The 14039-nt window shown below is 66.2% G+C and carries 18 protein-coding genes and 1 tRNA gene; 16 read left to right on the top strand and 3 right to left on the bottom strand.

Annotated features, from left to right (window positions below; all coding sequences use genetic code 11):
* The 13 genes from AB0B89_RS29550 to AB0B89_RS29490 form a co-directional block, all read left to right on the top strand.
* A partial coding sequence (locus AB0B89_RS29550; RefSeq protein ID WP_358559356.1) for a helix-turn-helix transcriptional regulator occupies window positions 1-974 on the top strand: 974 nt, incomplete at its 5' end.
* Window positions 975-1068: 94 nt separating this feature from the next.
* Window positions 1069-1509 (top strand): ATP-binding protein, encoded by a 441-nt coding sequence (locus tag AB0B89_RS29545; RefSeq protein WP_358559354.1) that lies wholly within the window; start codon window positions 1069-1071, stop codon window positions 1507-1509.
* On the top strand, window positions 1506-1781 hold the full coding sequence (locus tag AB0B89_RS29540; protein ID WP_358559352.1) for a hypothetical protein: 276 nt from the start codon (window positions 1506-1508) through the stop codon (window positions 1779-1781). Before AB0B89_RS29545 ends, AB0B89_RS29540 begins: the two co-directional genes overlap by 4 nt.
* A gap of 162 nt (window positions 1782-1943) precedes the next feature.
* Complete coding sequence (locus AB0B89_RS29535; protein WP_358559350.1) at window positions 1944-2789, top strand: sigma-70 family RNA polymerase sigma factor; 846 nt, start codon at window positions 1944-1946, stop codon at window positions 2787-2789.
* 4 nt (window positions 2790-2793) lie between these two features.
* A complete protein-coding gene (locus AB0B89_RS29530; protein ID WP_358559348.1) occupies window positions 2794-3627 on the top strand; it encodes an integrase in 834 nt (277 codons plus the stop codon).
* Window positions 3628-3764: 137 nt separating this feature from the next.
* Window positions 3765-4178, top strand: a complete 414-nt coding sequence (locus AB0B89_RS29525) for a plasmid replication, integration and excision activator (RefSeq protein WP_358559346.1) — start codon at window positions 3765-3767, stop codon at window positions 4176-4178.
* A complete protein-coding gene (locus AB0B89_RS29520; protein ID WP_358559344.1) occupies window positions 4178-4459 on the top strand; it encodes a hypothetical protein in 282 nt (93 codons plus the stop codon). Before AB0B89_RS29525 ends, AB0B89_RS29520 begins: the two co-directional genes overlap by 1 nt.
* Window positions 4456-4764 (top strand): hypothetical protein, encoded by a 309-nt coding sequence (locus AB0B89_RS29515; RefSeq protein ID WP_358559342.1) that lies wholly within the window; start codon window positions 4456-4458, stop codon window positions 4762-4764. Before AB0B89_RS29520 ends, AB0B89_RS29515 begins: the two co-directional genes overlap by 4 nt.
* Window positions 4765-4856: 92 nt before the next feature.
* Window positions 4857-6281, top strand: coding sequence for an FtsK/SpoIIIE domain-containing protein (locus tag AB0B89_RS29510; protein ID WP_358559340.1), 1425 nt, complete (start codon window positions 4857-4859; stop codon window positions 6279-6281).
* Window positions 6278-6433 carry a hypothetical protein gene (locus tag AB0B89_RS29505; protein WP_358559338.1) on the top strand — a complete coding sequence of 52 codons (156 nt, stop codon included), beginning with the start codon at window positions 6278-6280 and terminating at the stop codon, window positions 6431-6433. The genes AB0B89_RS29510 and AB0B89_RS29505 overlap by 4 nt, the downstream gene beginning before the upstream one ends.
* Window positions 6430-8115 carry a replication initiator gene (locus tag AB0B89_RS29500; RefSeq protein ID WP_358559336.1) on the top strand — a complete coding sequence of 562 codons (1686 nt, stop codon included), beginning with the start codon at window positions 6430-6432 and terminating at the stop codon, window positions 8113-8115. The genes AB0B89_RS29505 and AB0B89_RS29500 overlap by 4 nt, the downstream gene beginning before the upstream one ends.
* Window positions 8112-8303, top strand: coding sequence for a helix-turn-helix domain-containing protein (locus AB0B89_RS29495; RefSeq protein WP_358559334.1), 192 nt, complete (start codon window positions 8112-8114; stop codon window positions 8301-8303). The genes AB0B89_RS29500 and AB0B89_RS29495 overlap by 4 nt, the downstream gene beginning before the upstream one ends.
* On the top strand, window positions 8300-9688 hold the full coding sequence (locus tag AB0B89_RS29490) for a site-specific integrase (protein WP_358559332.1): 1389 nt from the start codon (window positions 8300-8302) through the stop codon (window positions 9686-9688). The genes AB0B89_RS29495 and AB0B89_RS29490 overlap by 4 nt, the downstream gene beginning before the upstream one ends.
* Before the next feature lie 244 nt (window positions 9689-9932).
* On the opposite strand, the gene AB0B89_RS29485 is transcribed toward AB0B89_RS29490, so the two are convergent.
* Window positions 9933-10014, bottom strand: a tRNA-Tyr gene (locus AB0B89_RS29485).
* A 142-nt stretch (window positions 10015-10156) separates the two neighbouring features.
* Here AB0B89_RS29485 and AB0B89_RS29480 point away from each other — a divergent pair.
* The gene (locus AB0B89_RS29480) at window positions 10157-10648 is read left to right on the top strand and encodes a YajQ family cyclic di-GMP-binding protein (RefSeq protein ID WP_358559330.1); all 492 of its coding nucleotides are present in this window, start codon (window positions 10157-10159) and stop codon (window positions 10646-10648) included.
* Window positions 10649-11136: 488 nt separating this feature from the next.
* Here AB0B89_RS29480 and AB0B89_RS29475 read toward each other — a convergent pair whose 3' ends face one another.
* Both AB0B89_RS29475 and AB0B89_RS29470 read right to left on the bottom strand, forming a co-directional pair.
* Window positions 11137-11523 carry a hypothetical protein gene (locus AB0B89_RS29475; protein WP_344934913.1) on the bottom strand — a complete coding sequence of 129 codons (387 nt, stop codon included), beginning with the start codon at window positions 11521-11523 and terminating at the stop codon, window positions 11137-11139.
* On the bottom strand, window positions 11520-11798 hold the full coding sequence (locus AB0B89_RS29470; RefSeq protein ID WP_358559328.1) for a hypothetical protein: 279 nt from the start codon (window positions 11796-11798) through the stop codon (window positions 11520-11522). Before AB0B89_RS29470 ends, AB0B89_RS29475 begins: the two co-directional genes overlap by 4 nt.
* A 480-nt stretch (window positions 11799-12278) precedes the next feature.
* Between AB0B89_RS29470 and AB0B89_RS29465 the strand changes: the two genes are divergently transcribed.
* Entirely contained in the window at window positions 12279-13133 is an 855-nt protein-coding gene (locus tag AB0B89_RS29465; RefSeq protein ID WP_358559326.1) for a hypothetical protein, read from the top strand.
* A 157-nt stretch (window positions 13134-13290) separates the two neighbouring features.
* Window positions 13291-13866 carry a pyridoxamine 5'-phosphate oxidase family protein gene (locus AB0B89_RS29460; protein WP_358559324.1) on the top strand — a complete coding sequence of 192 codons (576 nt, stop codon included), beginning with the start codon at window positions 13291-13293 and terminating at the stop codon, window positions 13864-13866.
* The last annotated feature ends 173 nt before the right edge of the window (window positions 13867-14039 follow it).

Genomic DNA, 14039 nt, shown 5'->3' with positions numbered 1-14039 from the left:
GGCCGGGCGGAGCGGGCGGCGGGCCGTGCGGCGGCGCGGAGCGCCGTCGCCTTGATACCTATAAGCACAATTCGGCAAGATCCGTGCTCAGCGTCAGCGCTGGTTGCGTGCGTGGTGGTAGAACGCTCGGTGTGGAGGAACGGCGGGGACGGCTGCGGGAGCTTGGCGAGTTGCTTCGTCGGCTGCGTAAGGACGCGGGGCTGACGGGTAAGGAGTTGGCTCGGCGCGCGGGGGTCGGGCAGCCGACGATTTCGCGGATCGAGACTGGCGGTCTCCTGCCGACGCCGGAGACTGTCGAGCGGGTGTCGGCTGCGCTCGGGCTCGGGGCCGGTGAGCGTGGGGAGTTGGACGCGCTGATCGCTCGCCTTCGTGATGAGGTGTCGCGGCTCCGCGGTGGGCTTGCCGGCCGTGAGTCGGCTGATGCGGCGCGGGTTCGGTCGGCCGCTGAGATCGTCTGTTTCTCTTCGGCAATGATCCCGGCGCTGTTGCAGACGGCGGAGTATGCGCGGTTGGCGTTGACGATCGGGCGGGCGGTTGATGAGGACGACGCGGCCAAGGCTGCGGCGATCCGGGTACAAGCACAGGCCGTTCTATTCGAGGAGGGCCGGCGGTTCGCCTTCGTGCTGACCGAAGGGGCGGTCCGGACGTGGCCGGGGTCGCCGTCGTTGATGGTGGCGCAGCTTGATCGGCTGGTCCAGGTGTCCACGCTCGACCATGTACGGCTCGGTGTGGTGCCGTGGGAGGTGGAGGCGCCGGCGTTCCCGTTGCATGGCTTCACGATCTTTGACGGCGCGGTGAGCGTGGCTGAGGCGATCACGGGTGACGTAGTGGTCACCGATCAAGAGGGCACGGCAGCGCATCGGGAGCTGTTCGATGCCTTCGCCGGCGTGGCCGTGTACGGGGATGGGCTGCGGGCGTTGTTGGGTGAAATCGGGACGGATTTTCGGCAGTTGGCAGACCAGCTTGAGAACTGACGCATTTATGCGTCGAATTCCTTGAGACTTGGCGAGCGCGAGTCATACGCTTCTGACGTGGGTCGTATAGCCCCCTAGACGACGGAGCGTATCCATGGCGGCTTGGCGCATGTCTCGGTCCTTCCTCGGCTCTCCCCTATCAGTGACGGAAGCTCGCCGGTTTGTGACGACGTTCCTCATCGGCTGGCCGGTGGTGGAGGCGGCCGAACTGATCGTGAGCGAGCTGGCTACCAACGCAATCCGGCACTCTGCCACCAACAGGTTCGGCGGCAGGTTTCACGTCATGATCCATGCGCAGCACGACCGCGTGTGGCTGGGTGTCACCGACGAGGGCGGGTCACGCTCGCCCCGGATGCTTTCGCCGGATGAGCAGCAGGAGAGCGGGCGTGGCTTGCTGTTGGTCGGCGCACTGGCTGACTCCTACGGCGTCCGGGGCGATGGCAACGGTCGCACCGTGTGGGCGATGCTCCTGGTAGAGCCTGTCGCCACCACGCCTGCGACTCCCCGGGCGGGGTCGGGGGCATCGAGTGCATGACCGACTGCCTCAGCCCTCATCTCCCGCTCCCCCAGTCCGGCTGCGAGCGGCTGACCTGGCTCCCGCCTGTCGATGCGACACGCGTCCGTGTCGTGGCCTGGACCTGTGATTGCCGGGCGGTGTTCTTCGAGCTGTGCGAGGCGGGCGGGATGGCGTTCGTGCGCCGTACCGTGCAACGCAACAAACGGCCTGAGATCACCGAGACACACCGGATGCGCGTCCGGCACGCCTGGGATCTATGGACGTCCCTCTTGTCGGGCATGGCCAGGTGAGCGGGGCGTCGGATGAGTCCGCGGGGAGTCCCCAACAGGCGTTCGGCTATCCGCGCTGTGAGTCATCGGACCGGCGAGCAGCTCAAACCCGTTCTGTCGAGGGGGATATACACCCTTTTGTCCAGGGGCCTAGACTGGGTGGCCTTGGATAGAGGAGTGGATATGCCGCCGCGTGACAATCTGGATCGCATCGCCGCGATCGAGGACCCTTATTTGTTGCTGCGCGCGGCCACTGAACAGCTCAACCTTGCCCAGCAGGAGGTCACCGAACTGGCCCGGCTACGGCGGCGGATCATTCAAGATCTGCACGCGCAGGGCATGTCCTATGCGGCGATCGCCGAGAAGGCCGGGCTGTCCCGTGGTCGTATCCATCAGATCCGGCACACCGGTCCGGCTCCGGAAGGAGCGTTCCTAGGTACTGGCGCGGTCACCGTGGTCACCCCGCTACGGCTTGATCCCCAGACCGGCCGATCTGTCGTCGCCCTTGATGACATGCGGGCGGGAAGTCGGCTGGAGAACCTTGCCCGCGGCTTCGGGTTAACCGTCGGCTCTGACAATGTCTCGGTAGACGGCGACATCGATCTCAACCGTCCGGGCCTGTTGGTCATCTGCGGTCCTCGCATGTCTGCGGCCGTACGAGAGTGCTACGACAAGGACCCCGTGATCCGGTGGGAGCGCGATGAGAAGGGCTGGCTCCTGCGTGACGTCCGGACCGGGACCGTCTACCGCTCGGGTACTCAAACCGACCCACCTCGCGCGACCGACTCGGCCTATCTCGGCCGGTTGCCTCGCCCGGACGGCAACGGCACGTTTCTGATCATCGCGGGGATTCATCCCAGTGGATCACTAGGGGTCATTCACCTGCTCACCGACGAACTGGCAACACTGTGGGGACAGGTCGGTGATCGGCAGTTCTCCACGGTGGTGGGTGTCGAGTACGACCCTTCAAACGGGGAACCGGTCAAAGCGGAACTGATCAGCCCTCTGTACCGTCACGACGAGGAATAGAACAGTGCGCGTCACCTTCGCCACCGAACCCGCCTACCCCGATCGCCCGAATGAGGACTTCGTCGCGGCCACACCGAACGCGGTGGTGTTGCTGGATGGTGCCGGAACTCCGGCAGGGGTGGAGTGTGGTTGCCGCCATGGTGTCGCCTGGTACTCCCGCACTCTCGGCTCCACCTTGATAGCCGGGGTCACACAGACCTGCGGCACGCTGGTTGAGATCCTGGCAGAAGGCATCAAGGCCGTGACCGGCCTGCACGACTCCACCTGTGACCTGTCGCACCCCGGCTCGCCCTCCTCCACCGTGGTCATGCTTCGCCGAACCGCCGAGACCCTTGATTGGCTGGTGCTCGCTGATTCCGTCCTGGTCTTAGACGTAGCCGGCGCGGCAGAGCCGACGGCCATCTGTGACGACCGGGAAGGCCAGATCGGCGCACGCTACCGGGCACGCATGGACGCGCTACCAGGGGGCACCGCAGAGCACACTGAAGCTCTCCGAGACTACGTCGAGGCGATGCGCGATCACCGCAACCGGGACGGCGGATTCTGGGTCGCCTCCGTTGATCCCCTCGCGGCCGAACACGCCCTCACCGGCTCCGTTTCAGTCGCCCAGGTAACCACGGCTGTCCTGCTCAGTGACGGCGCCTCCCGCCTTGTCGACCGCTTCTACCTCACCACCTGGAGGCGAGCCGTCGACCTCCTCGGCCAAGACGGGCCGGCCGAACTCATCCGCCGCGTGCGAGACGCAGAACGCTCGGACCTCGACGGCATCCGGTGGCCTCGTGGCAAGACGTTCGATGACGCGACAGCCGCTCACGTTGTCGTGAACGACACGCGCTGAGACGGGTCGCCAACAACCTCGTCCACCCCCCTAGACAGAACGCTCGAAGGCTGCCTATTCTCTTCGTATAGTCCCCCTAGACAGTTCCTCGTGACACATAGTCCCGGCTGTCTAGGGGGGTCGACAGGAGAGTGAGCATGGGTATCCGAGGTGCCATCCCGATCAAGTTCGATGACGTCTTCCCGCAGGGCTGCTACATGGTGGGGGAGGTCGAGCAGGTCAAGGACTTCGGGGCCTCGACGGCCGGTAAGCCGGTGTACGCGCGGGACAAGACCACCGGAGAGTTCGTCTGGCAGGTCACCGTGATCGACTGCGACCCGGACGCGAGGGACAAGACGGTCAAGGTCAAGGTCAGCTCCCCGGTTCAGCCGGTGCCACCCGCGCCGCTCCAGGGGTTGCCGTTCATCCCGGTCGAGTTCGACGGCATGACCGTGACGCCGTGGGTCAACAGTGAGAGGCAGGCGTACTCGTTCCGGGCAAGTGCGATGCGCGCTCCCCGGGCAGGTGCTTCGGCCGCCAAGCCTGTCGTGAGTGGTAAGGACGCCGCCTGATGGACGGGCGCGTCAACGGGTCCTGGCAGGTGACGACCCTGCACGTGAACGGGCGTGGCCGCTCGGCCTGCTTCGTGTACCCGCACCGGACGCCCATCTTCGAGGTCTCGGCCGGAAACTCGGTCATCAAGGTCACCTTGCACGCCAACCGCGTGGACCACACCTCGGTGCTGTTCGCCCGTGAGCTGGCCGAGCAGGCGCGGACCTTCGCCGAGGAGGTCGAACGGCTGCACCGCAACCAGATCAACCGCGAGTCCAAGAGAAAGGCGACTGCGTTATGAGCGGGTACGGCTACACCACGATCACCATGAAGCCGGACACCTCTCCTCGGGTGAGCTTGTACATCACCCCTGACGAGCACGCGCGGGTGTTCTATCACCCCTCCAAGGAGGACCCGCACGCGTTCGTGTCCGTCGAGTACGCCGGTACGCAGATGAGCATCGGCCTGACCGCCAACACCCGCGTGACCGACGTACACGTGTGTTTCGCCCGGGAGCTGCTGACGGCTGCGGCAGCATTCCTGGCCGACTGCGAGCGGCTGCGCGACGAGCACGCCAAGGGGGCGACGCCGGACAAGGCTGCCTGACCTTCGGGCGGGGCCGCCAGAAGCGCCAACTTCGGGCGGCCCCCGATCTCTCTCCCCATGAGGCTCAATTCACGCGAAGAGGTGTTCAGCTTATGCTGCGCAAACTCCCTGGCGACCACACCCGCGACATCGTCTCGACCGTCCCCAACTCGGTCGTGTTCCGGCCCGTCGTGGTCAACACTCCGGCCATCTTCACGATCTTCTCCATGGTGTTCCGGGCCGTGGCAGGCCTGGTCCGTACTGTGTGGCGGCACCCGGTCGCCTGCCTGGTGGTCGCCGCACCGGCCGTCTTATGCCTGCTGTACGGCTGGCGCGTCGCACTGGTGGCCGTCGTCGCTGTCGTCTCGCCGCTGTGCGGATGGCGGCTGACCGATCCCCGCTCGTTCTCGCCGTGGGTGGGGCTGCGGCTGCGGGCGTGGTGGCGATGGACGTGGAACTACCGCCGGCACTGGCAACCGGTCATGGTCGTCTCCGGGCTCGCCAAGCATGTGGGCGGGCGTGAGTACCTGCCTCGGCTGCTCAAGGTCACCTGCACCGCTACCGGTGATGTGGTGACGGTGAAGATGCTGTCAGGGCAGGCGGCGGCCGACTGGCAGAGCAAAGCAGACAATCTCGCGCACGGGTTCACCGGCCCTGAGTGCAGAGTCAAGCTCTGCAAACCTGGTCGGGTCACGCTCATCTTTCCGCGATGTGACGTCCTCTCCTCCCCGATCCCGGCGCTACCGATCACTGGAGACGTGCAGGTGTCAGCGGTGCCCATCGGCCTACGGGAGGACGGTTCGCCCTATCTGCTGAAGCTGCACGGGACTCACGTCCTGGTGGCCGGCGCCACGGGTGCGGGCAAAGGTTCGTGGCTGTGGTCGGCCATCCGCGGCCTGCTTCCCGCGATGCGCGCCGGGCTGGTCGAGGTCTGGGCGCTGGACCCCAAGCTGATGGAGCTGTCCTACGGGCGAGAGCTGTTCGGGGCCCGGTACGCCGCCGATCCCGCCGACTGCGCCGATCTGCTCGAAGCGGCCGTCAAGGTCATGCAGGAACGTGCGGGCCGGTTCGCCGGAGTCCAGCGCAACCACGTCCCCACCGTGGAAGACCCGTTCGTCCTGGTGGTCGTTGACGAGGTGGCGTTCCTGACCGCCTACCAGACCGACCGCAAGCTCAAAGAGCGCATCAGCGCCGCGCTGGCCACGCTCACCACGCAGGGTCGGGCGGTCGGCGTCGGCGTCCTGGCCGCGCTTCAAGACCCGCGCAAAGAGATCCTCAGCATCCGCAACCTGTTCCCCGACAAGATCGCCCTACGGCTCGACGAACCCACACAGGTGGATCTCGTGCTCGGTGACGGGGCACGCGACCGTGGCGCGCTGGCCGATCAGATCTCCTCCTACCCCACACGTGGGGCAGGCGTCGGGTACGTCCGGCTGGAATCCTCACCCGAACCGGTACGGGTCCGGGCGGCGTTCGTCTCCGACTCCGACATCCGCGCCATGGCCTCCGAGTTCGCCGGGGCCGGTGAGGCGCGATGACGCTTGCTCACTTCCTCGACGGGCTGCGCTGCTCGGTGTGCGGCTGCCTGAACATGCTGTGGCTCGACCCGGTACGCGGCCTGGTCGAGTGCCGTGAATGCGGCCAGATCGCGCTCACCCTCCCCGAGGCCGACGGCGGTGAGGCCGCGTGACCAACCCCAACGACCGCAACATCCCCCGCGCTGTCCGCCAGTCCATGCCGGTGGCCCTGGACGTCATCGAGGAGGTGGCCAAACAGCACGGCGTCTGCATCCGGCCAATCCCACTGCGACGGACCGATACCGAGACGGGCAAGACCGAGATCGTCAACATCCCGTGCGGCGCAACCCTGGAGGCCAAGTGCGAGCCGTGCGCGCGGAGGGCCGTGCAGCTCCGCAAGGCCCAATGCCGGGAGGGCTGGCACCTGGAGGCCGAACCGGTCAACCAACCCGCCGAACCAACCGAACGTCAGCTCTGGCTCATCGAGGAACGCGCTGACGCTCACGTGCTCCGCGAGCTGGCCGAAGACACCGGCGATGACCTGGCCGTGTGGGACGAGGTCATCACGACCCTGGAAGACGAGCTCACCACCTCCGGCGTTCGGGGAAGCGTGTTGCCTGGGTCGGGCAAGCCCAAGCGGTCTCGCTCGACCCGCCGCCGGCAGGACGCCCCCGACCTGCCCAAGCGGCAGCGGGAGAATCGCACGGTCGGGCGTACGTTCACCGCGTCGGACGGCGCCGTGTATCGGCCGTCGCTGTTCATCACCCTGACCTGCGACAGCTACGGCAAAGTCCGCCATGACGGCACCCCGGTCGACCCCTCGTCGTACGACTACGTGCGGGCCGCTCGGGATGCGATCCACTTCCCCAAACTGGTCGACCGGTTCGTGCAGAACCTCCGCCGCGTGGCGGGCTATGACGTGCAGTACTTCGCCACCGTCGAACCCCAACGACGCCTCGCTCCGCACCTGCACATGGCCGTACGCGGCACCATGCCACGCACCGAGGTCAAAGCCGTAGCCGCGGCGACCTATCACCAAGTGTGGTGGCCGTCGTGTCATGAGGTTCGTTTCGAGGGCGAACATCTGCCGGTCTGGGTCGCCGACGAGCACGCCGCCGATCGTGAGGACGGGCAAGCCGGCGACTACCTCGACCCCGAAACCGGTGAGCTGCTGCCCACCTGGGAACAGGCGCTCGACCTGCTCGACGCCGACGAGGACGCCGAACCCTTGCACGTGGTGCGCCTGGGCCAACAGGTCGACGTCAAGGGCGTGCTCGCCGGATCGCCCGGCGCGGACCAGGGCCTGTACTACCTGTCCAAGTACCTCACCAAGTCCTTGTCCGACTGCCACGAGATCAAGAGCGATGCCGTCCGGGCGCACGTGGAACGGCTGATGAATGTGCTCCGCTACGAACCCTGTGCGCCCACATGCCCGAACTGGCTGCGGTACGGCGTGCAGCCCAAGGGGGCCAAACCGGGGATGCGCCCTGGTGGCTGCCGAGGCAAGGCTCACAGGCCCGAACACCTCGGCTACGCCGGACGGCGGGTCCTGGTCTCGCGCAAGTGGTCCGGCAAGACACTGTCCGAGCACAAGCAGGACCGCCGGGCCTGGGTGCTGGAACAGCTCGGCCTTTCGGCAACCGGCGATCAGGCCGAACCGGTCGACCCGCACCGCTACCTGTGGCGCGTCGCCACCCCGTCAGATCTCGACGTGCCACCCCTGGCCGAACGACTCCTCAAAGAGATCGGCAACCGCCAACGATGGCGCACCGCACTCCAACAGGCCCAAGCACGAGCAGACGGACAACCCGCCCAAGATCTTTCGGCAGACGAGGCCATAGGGAGGGCAGCATGAGAGGGCGAGACAAGTTGATGACTGTCCCGGAGATCCTCGACGAACTTGGCGGTGTCTCGGAGCGCACCTTCTACCGGTGGCGGGAGATCGGCAAGGCTCCCCGTGGCCTGCGGCTGCCCAACAAGGAACTTCGGCTGTGGCGGAGCGAGTTCGAAGCCTGGCTTGAGACCCTGCGGGAGGCGGCGTGAACACCTCCTACAAGGTGAAGTTCTGGGAGATCCGTCCGAACAAGTCGGCTAAGAGCACGAAGACGATCTCCTATACCGTGCGGTGGACCGTGGCGGGGCGTGAGAAGTCCAGGACGTACGAGAAGTCCGCTCAGGCGAACAACTGGCTATCTGACCTTCGGCAGGCCGCCAAGAACGGTGAGGCGTTCGACATCGAGACGGGTCTTCCGGTGTCGATGGTCAAGGCCAAGGAAGCCCGTACGGTCTTCGAGTTCGTCAGGGCGTACGTCGACATGAAATGGCCGCACGCGGCGGCCAAGAGCCGCGACAGCATGTCTGACGCCCTCTCAACGGCCCTTCCTACGCTCACGAGGGACACGCCCGGTCGTCCCGGCGCTGAGACCCTACGGACGGCGCTTCGAAAGTACGCGCTTCTTCCCGAGGGCAAGCGGCCCGCACCTCCCCCGGACATGGCACGGGCCATCCGTTGGCTTGAAGCGGCGTCGCTCAGCGTGGCAGACCTCAACGAGACGAAGATCGTGCGCTCTGCTCTCGACGCGCTCGCGCTGCGTCTCGACGGCAAGAAGGCCGGCGCCAACACGGTCAAGCGGAAGCGTGCGGTCCTCCATCACGTTCTTGAGTACGCGGTGGAGCTGGAAGAGCTGCCGTCCAACCCGCTCCATCGCGTCAAGTGGTCGCCGCCCAAGACGACCGAGACGGTAGACCCTCGGGTGGTCGTGAACCCTCGGCAGGCTCGGGAACTGCTGACCGCGGTGACCTACGTCGGCAAGCGTGGCAACGGCAGGCGCAGCCGTGGTCAGCGGCTGATGGCCATGTTCGCGTGCATGTACTTCGCGGCTCTGCGCCCCGGTGAGGCGGTGAGCCTTCGCAGGGATGATTGCCACCTGCCGCGTACCGGTTGGGGACGGCTGACGCTCGATGTCTCGCGGCCGGAGGTCAACATCCAATGGACCGACAGCGGTGACGCTCACGAGCAACGAGGCCTGAAGCATCGCGGCGAAGACGACGTGCGACCGGTGCCGATTCCTCCGGAACTTGTGAAGATCCTCCGGCACCATATCGAAGAGTTCGGGGTCGCCGCGGACGGGCGACTCTTCCAGAGTGAGCGGGGCGGGGTGGTCGCCTCGACTGCCTATACCGAGGTTTGGCAAGAGGCGCGAACGCTGGCGCTGACTCCGGCCCAGGTCGCCTCACCGCTCGCACGACGGCCATACGACCTACGGCACGCGGCTGTCTCCCTGTGGCTCAACGGCGGCGTACCGGCTCCCGAGGTGGCGGTACGGGCCGGCCACGGAGTGGATGTCCTCCTCCGTGTCTACGCCAAGTGCGTCGACGGGCAGGAGAAGATCGTGAACCAGCGAATCGAGGACGCGCTTGCCGCCTGAGACACGCCCAATGAGGCACGAAGAAGGGTCCTGGATGATCTCCAGGGCCCTTCTTCGTTGCCAGGATGAGGAGCGTTCCGTGATGGCTCCGGATCATGGCGCGTCACCTGGGCAAACGGGCCATGATCCATTCCGCGCATATTCCGGGAGCAGTGACATCCGGCCGCTTTTGGCTGCGGCTGGCTGCATGTCCCCGGAAAGCAAAAGAGCCCCTTGCGGGGCTCTGAGCTGGGATGACACCCGGTGGCAGGTGCAAGGTTCGAACTTGCGTAGGCTGAGCCGACGGTTTTACAGACCGCTCCCTTTGGCCACTCGGGCAACCTGCCGTGTCTTCCGCTCTCGCGGCGACAGCAAGAAGAATAGCGGACTTCGGGGGTGCCTGTGACACCGGTTTGACCGCGCCCTGATCCACACGGGACCCCCCTCGGGTCGCTAGGGTCGGAGGGACGAGAGAGGACACGTATACCGATGGCCGACAGCAGTTTCGACGTGGTGAGCAAGATCGACCGGCAGGAGGTCGACAACGCGCTGAACCAGACGGTCAAGGAGGTCGGGCACCGCTTCGACTTCAAGGGCACGGGCGCGGGCATCGCTTGGTCGGGTCAGAACAATATCGAGATCAAGGCCAACAGCGAGGAACGCGCGAGTGCCGTCCTTGACGTGTTCAAGGAAAAGATCATCAAGCGGGGGCTGTCCCTGAAGGTGCTCGACGCCGGCGAGCCCAAGTTGTCCGGCAAGGAGTACCACCTGGTCGTCGAGCTCAAGGAGGGCATCGACCAGGAGCACGCCAAGAAGATCTCCAAGATCATCCGGGACGAAGGCCCCAAGGGCGTGAAGGCGCAGATCCAGGGAGAAGAGCTCCGGGTCAGCTCCAAGAAGAAGGACGAGCTTCAGGATGTCATCACCCTGCTGAAGGGCAAGGATCTCGACATCGCCCTGCAGTTCACGAACTACCGGTAGCACGGCTCCGACCTTTGGCGTTCGGTCCCGGTGCTTGGGGGGCGCATCCAGGCATACCGTCCTAGGTGGTCTGGACTTGCGGGAGGGGCGCATCCGGGGCATCCGGCCAGGCGCGGCCTCACTATGAGGACGCGCCTTCTCCGGTGCCCCGGGCCTCCCCCGAGGATGAGGTGGACCGGTCGGTGTCGGCGGTTGGCCTGGAAGTGTCCGGGCGGGTCTCGTGACGTGTAAACGTCCGGGCAGGTCTGGCGGTCTGGAAGCGTCCAGGCGGCACCCTCGATGATCACCCGTGTTCCGCTTTCCGGAAATGACGTTCCTCCCTGTATTGCGTGGAGTCGACGACGACCGGCTCAAGGCGCGGATCAGGTGCCCGTGCTACAGGACTGCTCGTCTCGGGTTGGTCCGGCTCAGAGCCGGGAGCGCCCAGGCCGCAAAGGCCCGAGCGCTGGGAGGCGGTCAGGACCGTACGGTCCGGTGCTGGGAGGCGGTCAGGGGATGGGGTCGATCATGATTCGGGGGTCGAGGAGGGTCAGTTGGTCGCCTCGGTCGGTGAGGATGGGCCAGTGGGTGTTGCGGGCGCACCACACCACGTGGCCGGCGACCACGTCGTTGGCGCCGTCCAGCAGTTCGCCGATGTCGGGCGCCTTGCCGGCCGTCAGGTCGTCGATGGTGACTCCCGGACCCATGATCAGGTCGAACAACTCGGCCTGGGTGTCGAGGGGCGCGATGGAGTACACGGCGGCCAGCGCGGTCGACGGCACGCATAGTCCGCCGCCCCGGTAGAGGCACATCGCCACGACATGGCGCGAGTAGCGCGTCTTGGCGACCGCGATGTCCACCAGCGCGCTGACGTCGAGAACGCGTCCAGGGATCATGACACCCGGGTCCGCGTCATGGGCGGGCGACTGGCCTGCGACCACTCCTCGTCGGTCAGAGGCGCGACGTCGAGCGCGGCGGCCGCGGCTTCCAGGTCTCCGCGGTCGAGGCACCAGCGGGACATGAGCGTGATGGCCGCCTGCCTGGCCTCGATATGGCGTTGCACGGCGCTGCGAATGATGTCCTCGACCCTGCGCCCCTCAAGATGCGCCTGTCGCATCAGGGCCTCGGTCTGAACGTCGTTCAGTCTGATGGTGAAGGAGGAGTGCCCCATACCGTGACGGTAGACGCCGGATGCCCGGCAAGCACCCCTTTCGCGCTCGGCAACTGCCCACGAATTCCGCCCACCCTGGTCCCACGATCGGGTGCGTGGATCATCCGCCATGCCATCGAGGGCCCGTCGTACGAACGAGCGGGTGGATCACCGTCGAGGTGTGCCGTGTCCGTAATGGGCGAGGCGGGTGCCGAGTCCCAATCGTGACGCAACCTTTCGCTTGTTCATGGAATCTATTGAAGGTGACGAAAGGATCGCGCCATGAAGCACGCGCGCATGCTCACCCTCCTCACGATGGCCGCCGCGGCCACGATAGCGAGCCCGGCCGAGGCGCAGACGGGAGCCGCCTCAGCCCAGAACACAATAAGCAGCACTAAAGCCCAAAAGGCCACACAAGGCACTACAGCCCAAAGCGCTACAAACAGCTCTAAAGCGGTGCGTTATGCCTCGTTGAAGAGTTGTCACAAGTCGGATTACCTCGTGCCCTGTGGCGCCTGGGAGCTGACCCTTCGGAGTGGGAAGGTCGTCAAGCTCGACGGCGCCGCCGTCTTCCCGAGGGATGCCAAGGGCAAGGTCGACAAGGAGAGCAACGCGCCGATCGCGGTCAGCGAGGACGGTACGCGGGTCGTGTACTTCCGCGAGTCCGATCGCAAGCTGGTCTGGAAGGACGTGCCCAGCGGCCGGGTGCACAGCCTGCCGGGCACGACCGCGAAGATCCCCAAGGGCCTCGGCATGACCGACGTCGACCCCACCCTCTCCCCCAGCGGCGACGTGGTGGTCCTCGACTACTTCGACGATTCCGGCAAGCGGCCCACGCTCGCCGTCGACCTGGGAAGCGGCGACGTCGCGAAGCTGCCGGGCAGCGACACCGTGCAGGGCTTCAGCCCCGATGGACGCCGGATCCTCGTGTCGCGGTTCACCGGGGACAACACGACCGAGTTCGCGGTCTACGACACCGACGGCAATCAGGGGGAAAGCCGCGAGGTGCCGCAGGTGGTGTCGAACAACTCGCCGGTCGCGCTGGCGGACGACGGAGTGACCGTGGGCGTCGTGATCGTCCCGACCTCCGGAAAGCCTCGGCTGAGGCAGTACGACCTGTCGACGGACTCGGTCTCTCCGGCCATCGATCTCGGGATCAGATCGAAGGAAAGCGCCTACCGGATCTCCTGGGACGAGTCGGGCAAGCTCGCACTCTGGCACCTGCGGAGCACGGAGGACGGTACGGTCACGCGGGCGACGGTCAGCACCGTCGACCCGTCCACGGGCGACCTCGCGAAGGTCGACTCGTTCAAGGTGCGGACCGGCCTGTGGACGTGGTGGCTTCCCGGGGAGTGACCAGGCCTCAGAGCCCTCCGAGGCCCGGAGACCGGGCCCAAGAGCCCTTCGATTGCCTGGATTCAGAAGCCCTCCGATCGCCCACACTCAGAGAGCCCTCCGATTGCCTGAGGGAGCCCTCCGCGTAAAGTCCCATATAGCGGGGCTAGGAGGGAAAATGGGCAAGGTCTATGAAAAGCTGAACGACCGGCTGCGTGACTTCATCTCCAGGCAGCCGGTCTATTTCATCGCGACGGCTCCCGAGCACGGTGGGCACGTCAACGTCTCCCCCAAGGGCTACGCCGACACGTTCGCCGTACTGGACGACACCACCGTCGCCTACCTCGACCTCGACGGCAGCGGCGTGGAGACCATCGCCCACATCCGCGACAACGGCCGCGTGACCGTCATGTTCGCCGCGTTCGCCGGCCCTCCCAACATCGTGCGCCTGTACGGGCGGGGCCGGGTCGTCACCCCGCACGACGACGGTTTCGACGATCTCGTCAAGCTCTTCGGCCCGCACCCGGGCGTACGGTCCGTGATCGTCGTGGAGTGCGACCGCATCTCCGACTCGTGCGGCTACTCCGTCCCGTTCATGACGTACGACGAGGACCGCCCGCTCCTCGACCAGTGGGCACAGCGCAAGGACGTCCAGCAGAAGCGCGCCTACCGTGCCAAGAACAACAGGGAGAGCATCGACGGCCTCCCCGGGCTGACCGCCGACGAGACCGATCCGGTCAACCAGCGCTCCTGAGACACGACCGGCCTTCGGGCGGGAAGCCTGGCCCCAGTGAGCAATGAAGGTGGAGATCCGCGACCCCTGCACGAGGATGGGTCAGACATCCCTGGAGCTGGGCTGTCAAGCGGCAAAATCGTTCTGTCGGTGTGACCAGGCGGTTGCTTGGTCGTAGGGGGTGTGTGTTTTGA

The organism is Sphaerisporangium sp. NPDC049002, from assembly GCF_040649355.1.
Taxonomy (GTDB): Bacteria; Actinomycetota; Actinomycetes; order Streptosporangiales; family Streptosporangiaceae; genus Sphaerisporangium.
This window is presented reverse-complemented; position numbering and strand designations above follow the sequence as displayed.

Bases quoted from the DNA above. Each gene is read 5' to 3' on its own strand.
- AB0B89_RS29460 (WP_358559324.1), top strand. From the start codon at position 13,291: ATGGGCAAGGTCTATGAAAAGCTGAACGACCGGCTGCGTGACTTCATC.
- AB0B89_RS29480 (WP_358559330.1), top strand. From the start codon at position 10,157: ATGGCCGACAGCAGTTTCGACGTGGTGAGCAAGATCGACCGGCAGGAG.
- AB0B89_RS29535 (WP_358559350.1), top strand. From the start codon at position 1,944: ATGCCGCCGCGTGACAATCTGGATCGCATCGCCGCGATCGAGGACCCT.
- AB0B89_RS29520 (WP_358559344.1), top strand. From the start codon at position 4,178: ATGGACGGGCGCGTCAACGGGTCCTGGCAGGTGACGACCCTGCACGTG.
- AB0B89_RS29545 (WP_358559354.1), top strand. From the start codon at position 1,069: ATGGCGGCTTGGCGCATGTCTCGGTCCTTCCTCGGCTCTCCCCTATCA.
- AB0B89_RS29475 (WP_344934913.1), bottom strand. From the start codon at position 11,523: ATGATCCCTGGACGCGTTCTCGACGTCAGCGCGCTGGTGGACATCGCG.
- AB0B89_RS29540 (WP_358559352.1), top strand. From the start codon at position 1,506: ATGACCGACTGCCTCAGCCCTCATCTCCCGCTCCCCCAGTCCGGCTGC.
- AB0B89_RS29515 (WP_358559342.1), top strand. From the start codon at position 4,456: ATGAGCGGGTACGGCTACACCACGATCACCATGAAGCCGGACACCTCT.
- AB0B89_RS29505 (WP_358559338.1), top strand. From the start codon at position 6,278: ATGACGCTTGCTCACTTCCTCGACGGGCTGCGCTGCTCGGTGTGCGGC.
- AB0B89_RS29495 (WP_358559334.1), top strand. From the start codon at position 8,112: ATGAGAGGGCGAGACAAGTTGATGACTGTCCCGGAGATCCTCGACGAA.
- AB0B89_RS29470 (WP_358559328.1), bottom strand. From the start codon at position 11,798: ATGGGGCACTCCTCCTTCACCATCAGACTGAACGACGTTCAGACCGAG.
- AB0B89_RS29525 (WP_358559346.1), top strand. From the start codon at position 3,765: ATGGGTATCCGAGGTGCCATCCCGATCAAGTTCGATGACGTCTTCCCG.
- AB0B89_RS29510 (WP_358559340.1), top strand. From the start codon at position 4,857: ATGCTGCGCAAACTCCCTGGCGACCACACCCGCGACATCGTCTCGACC.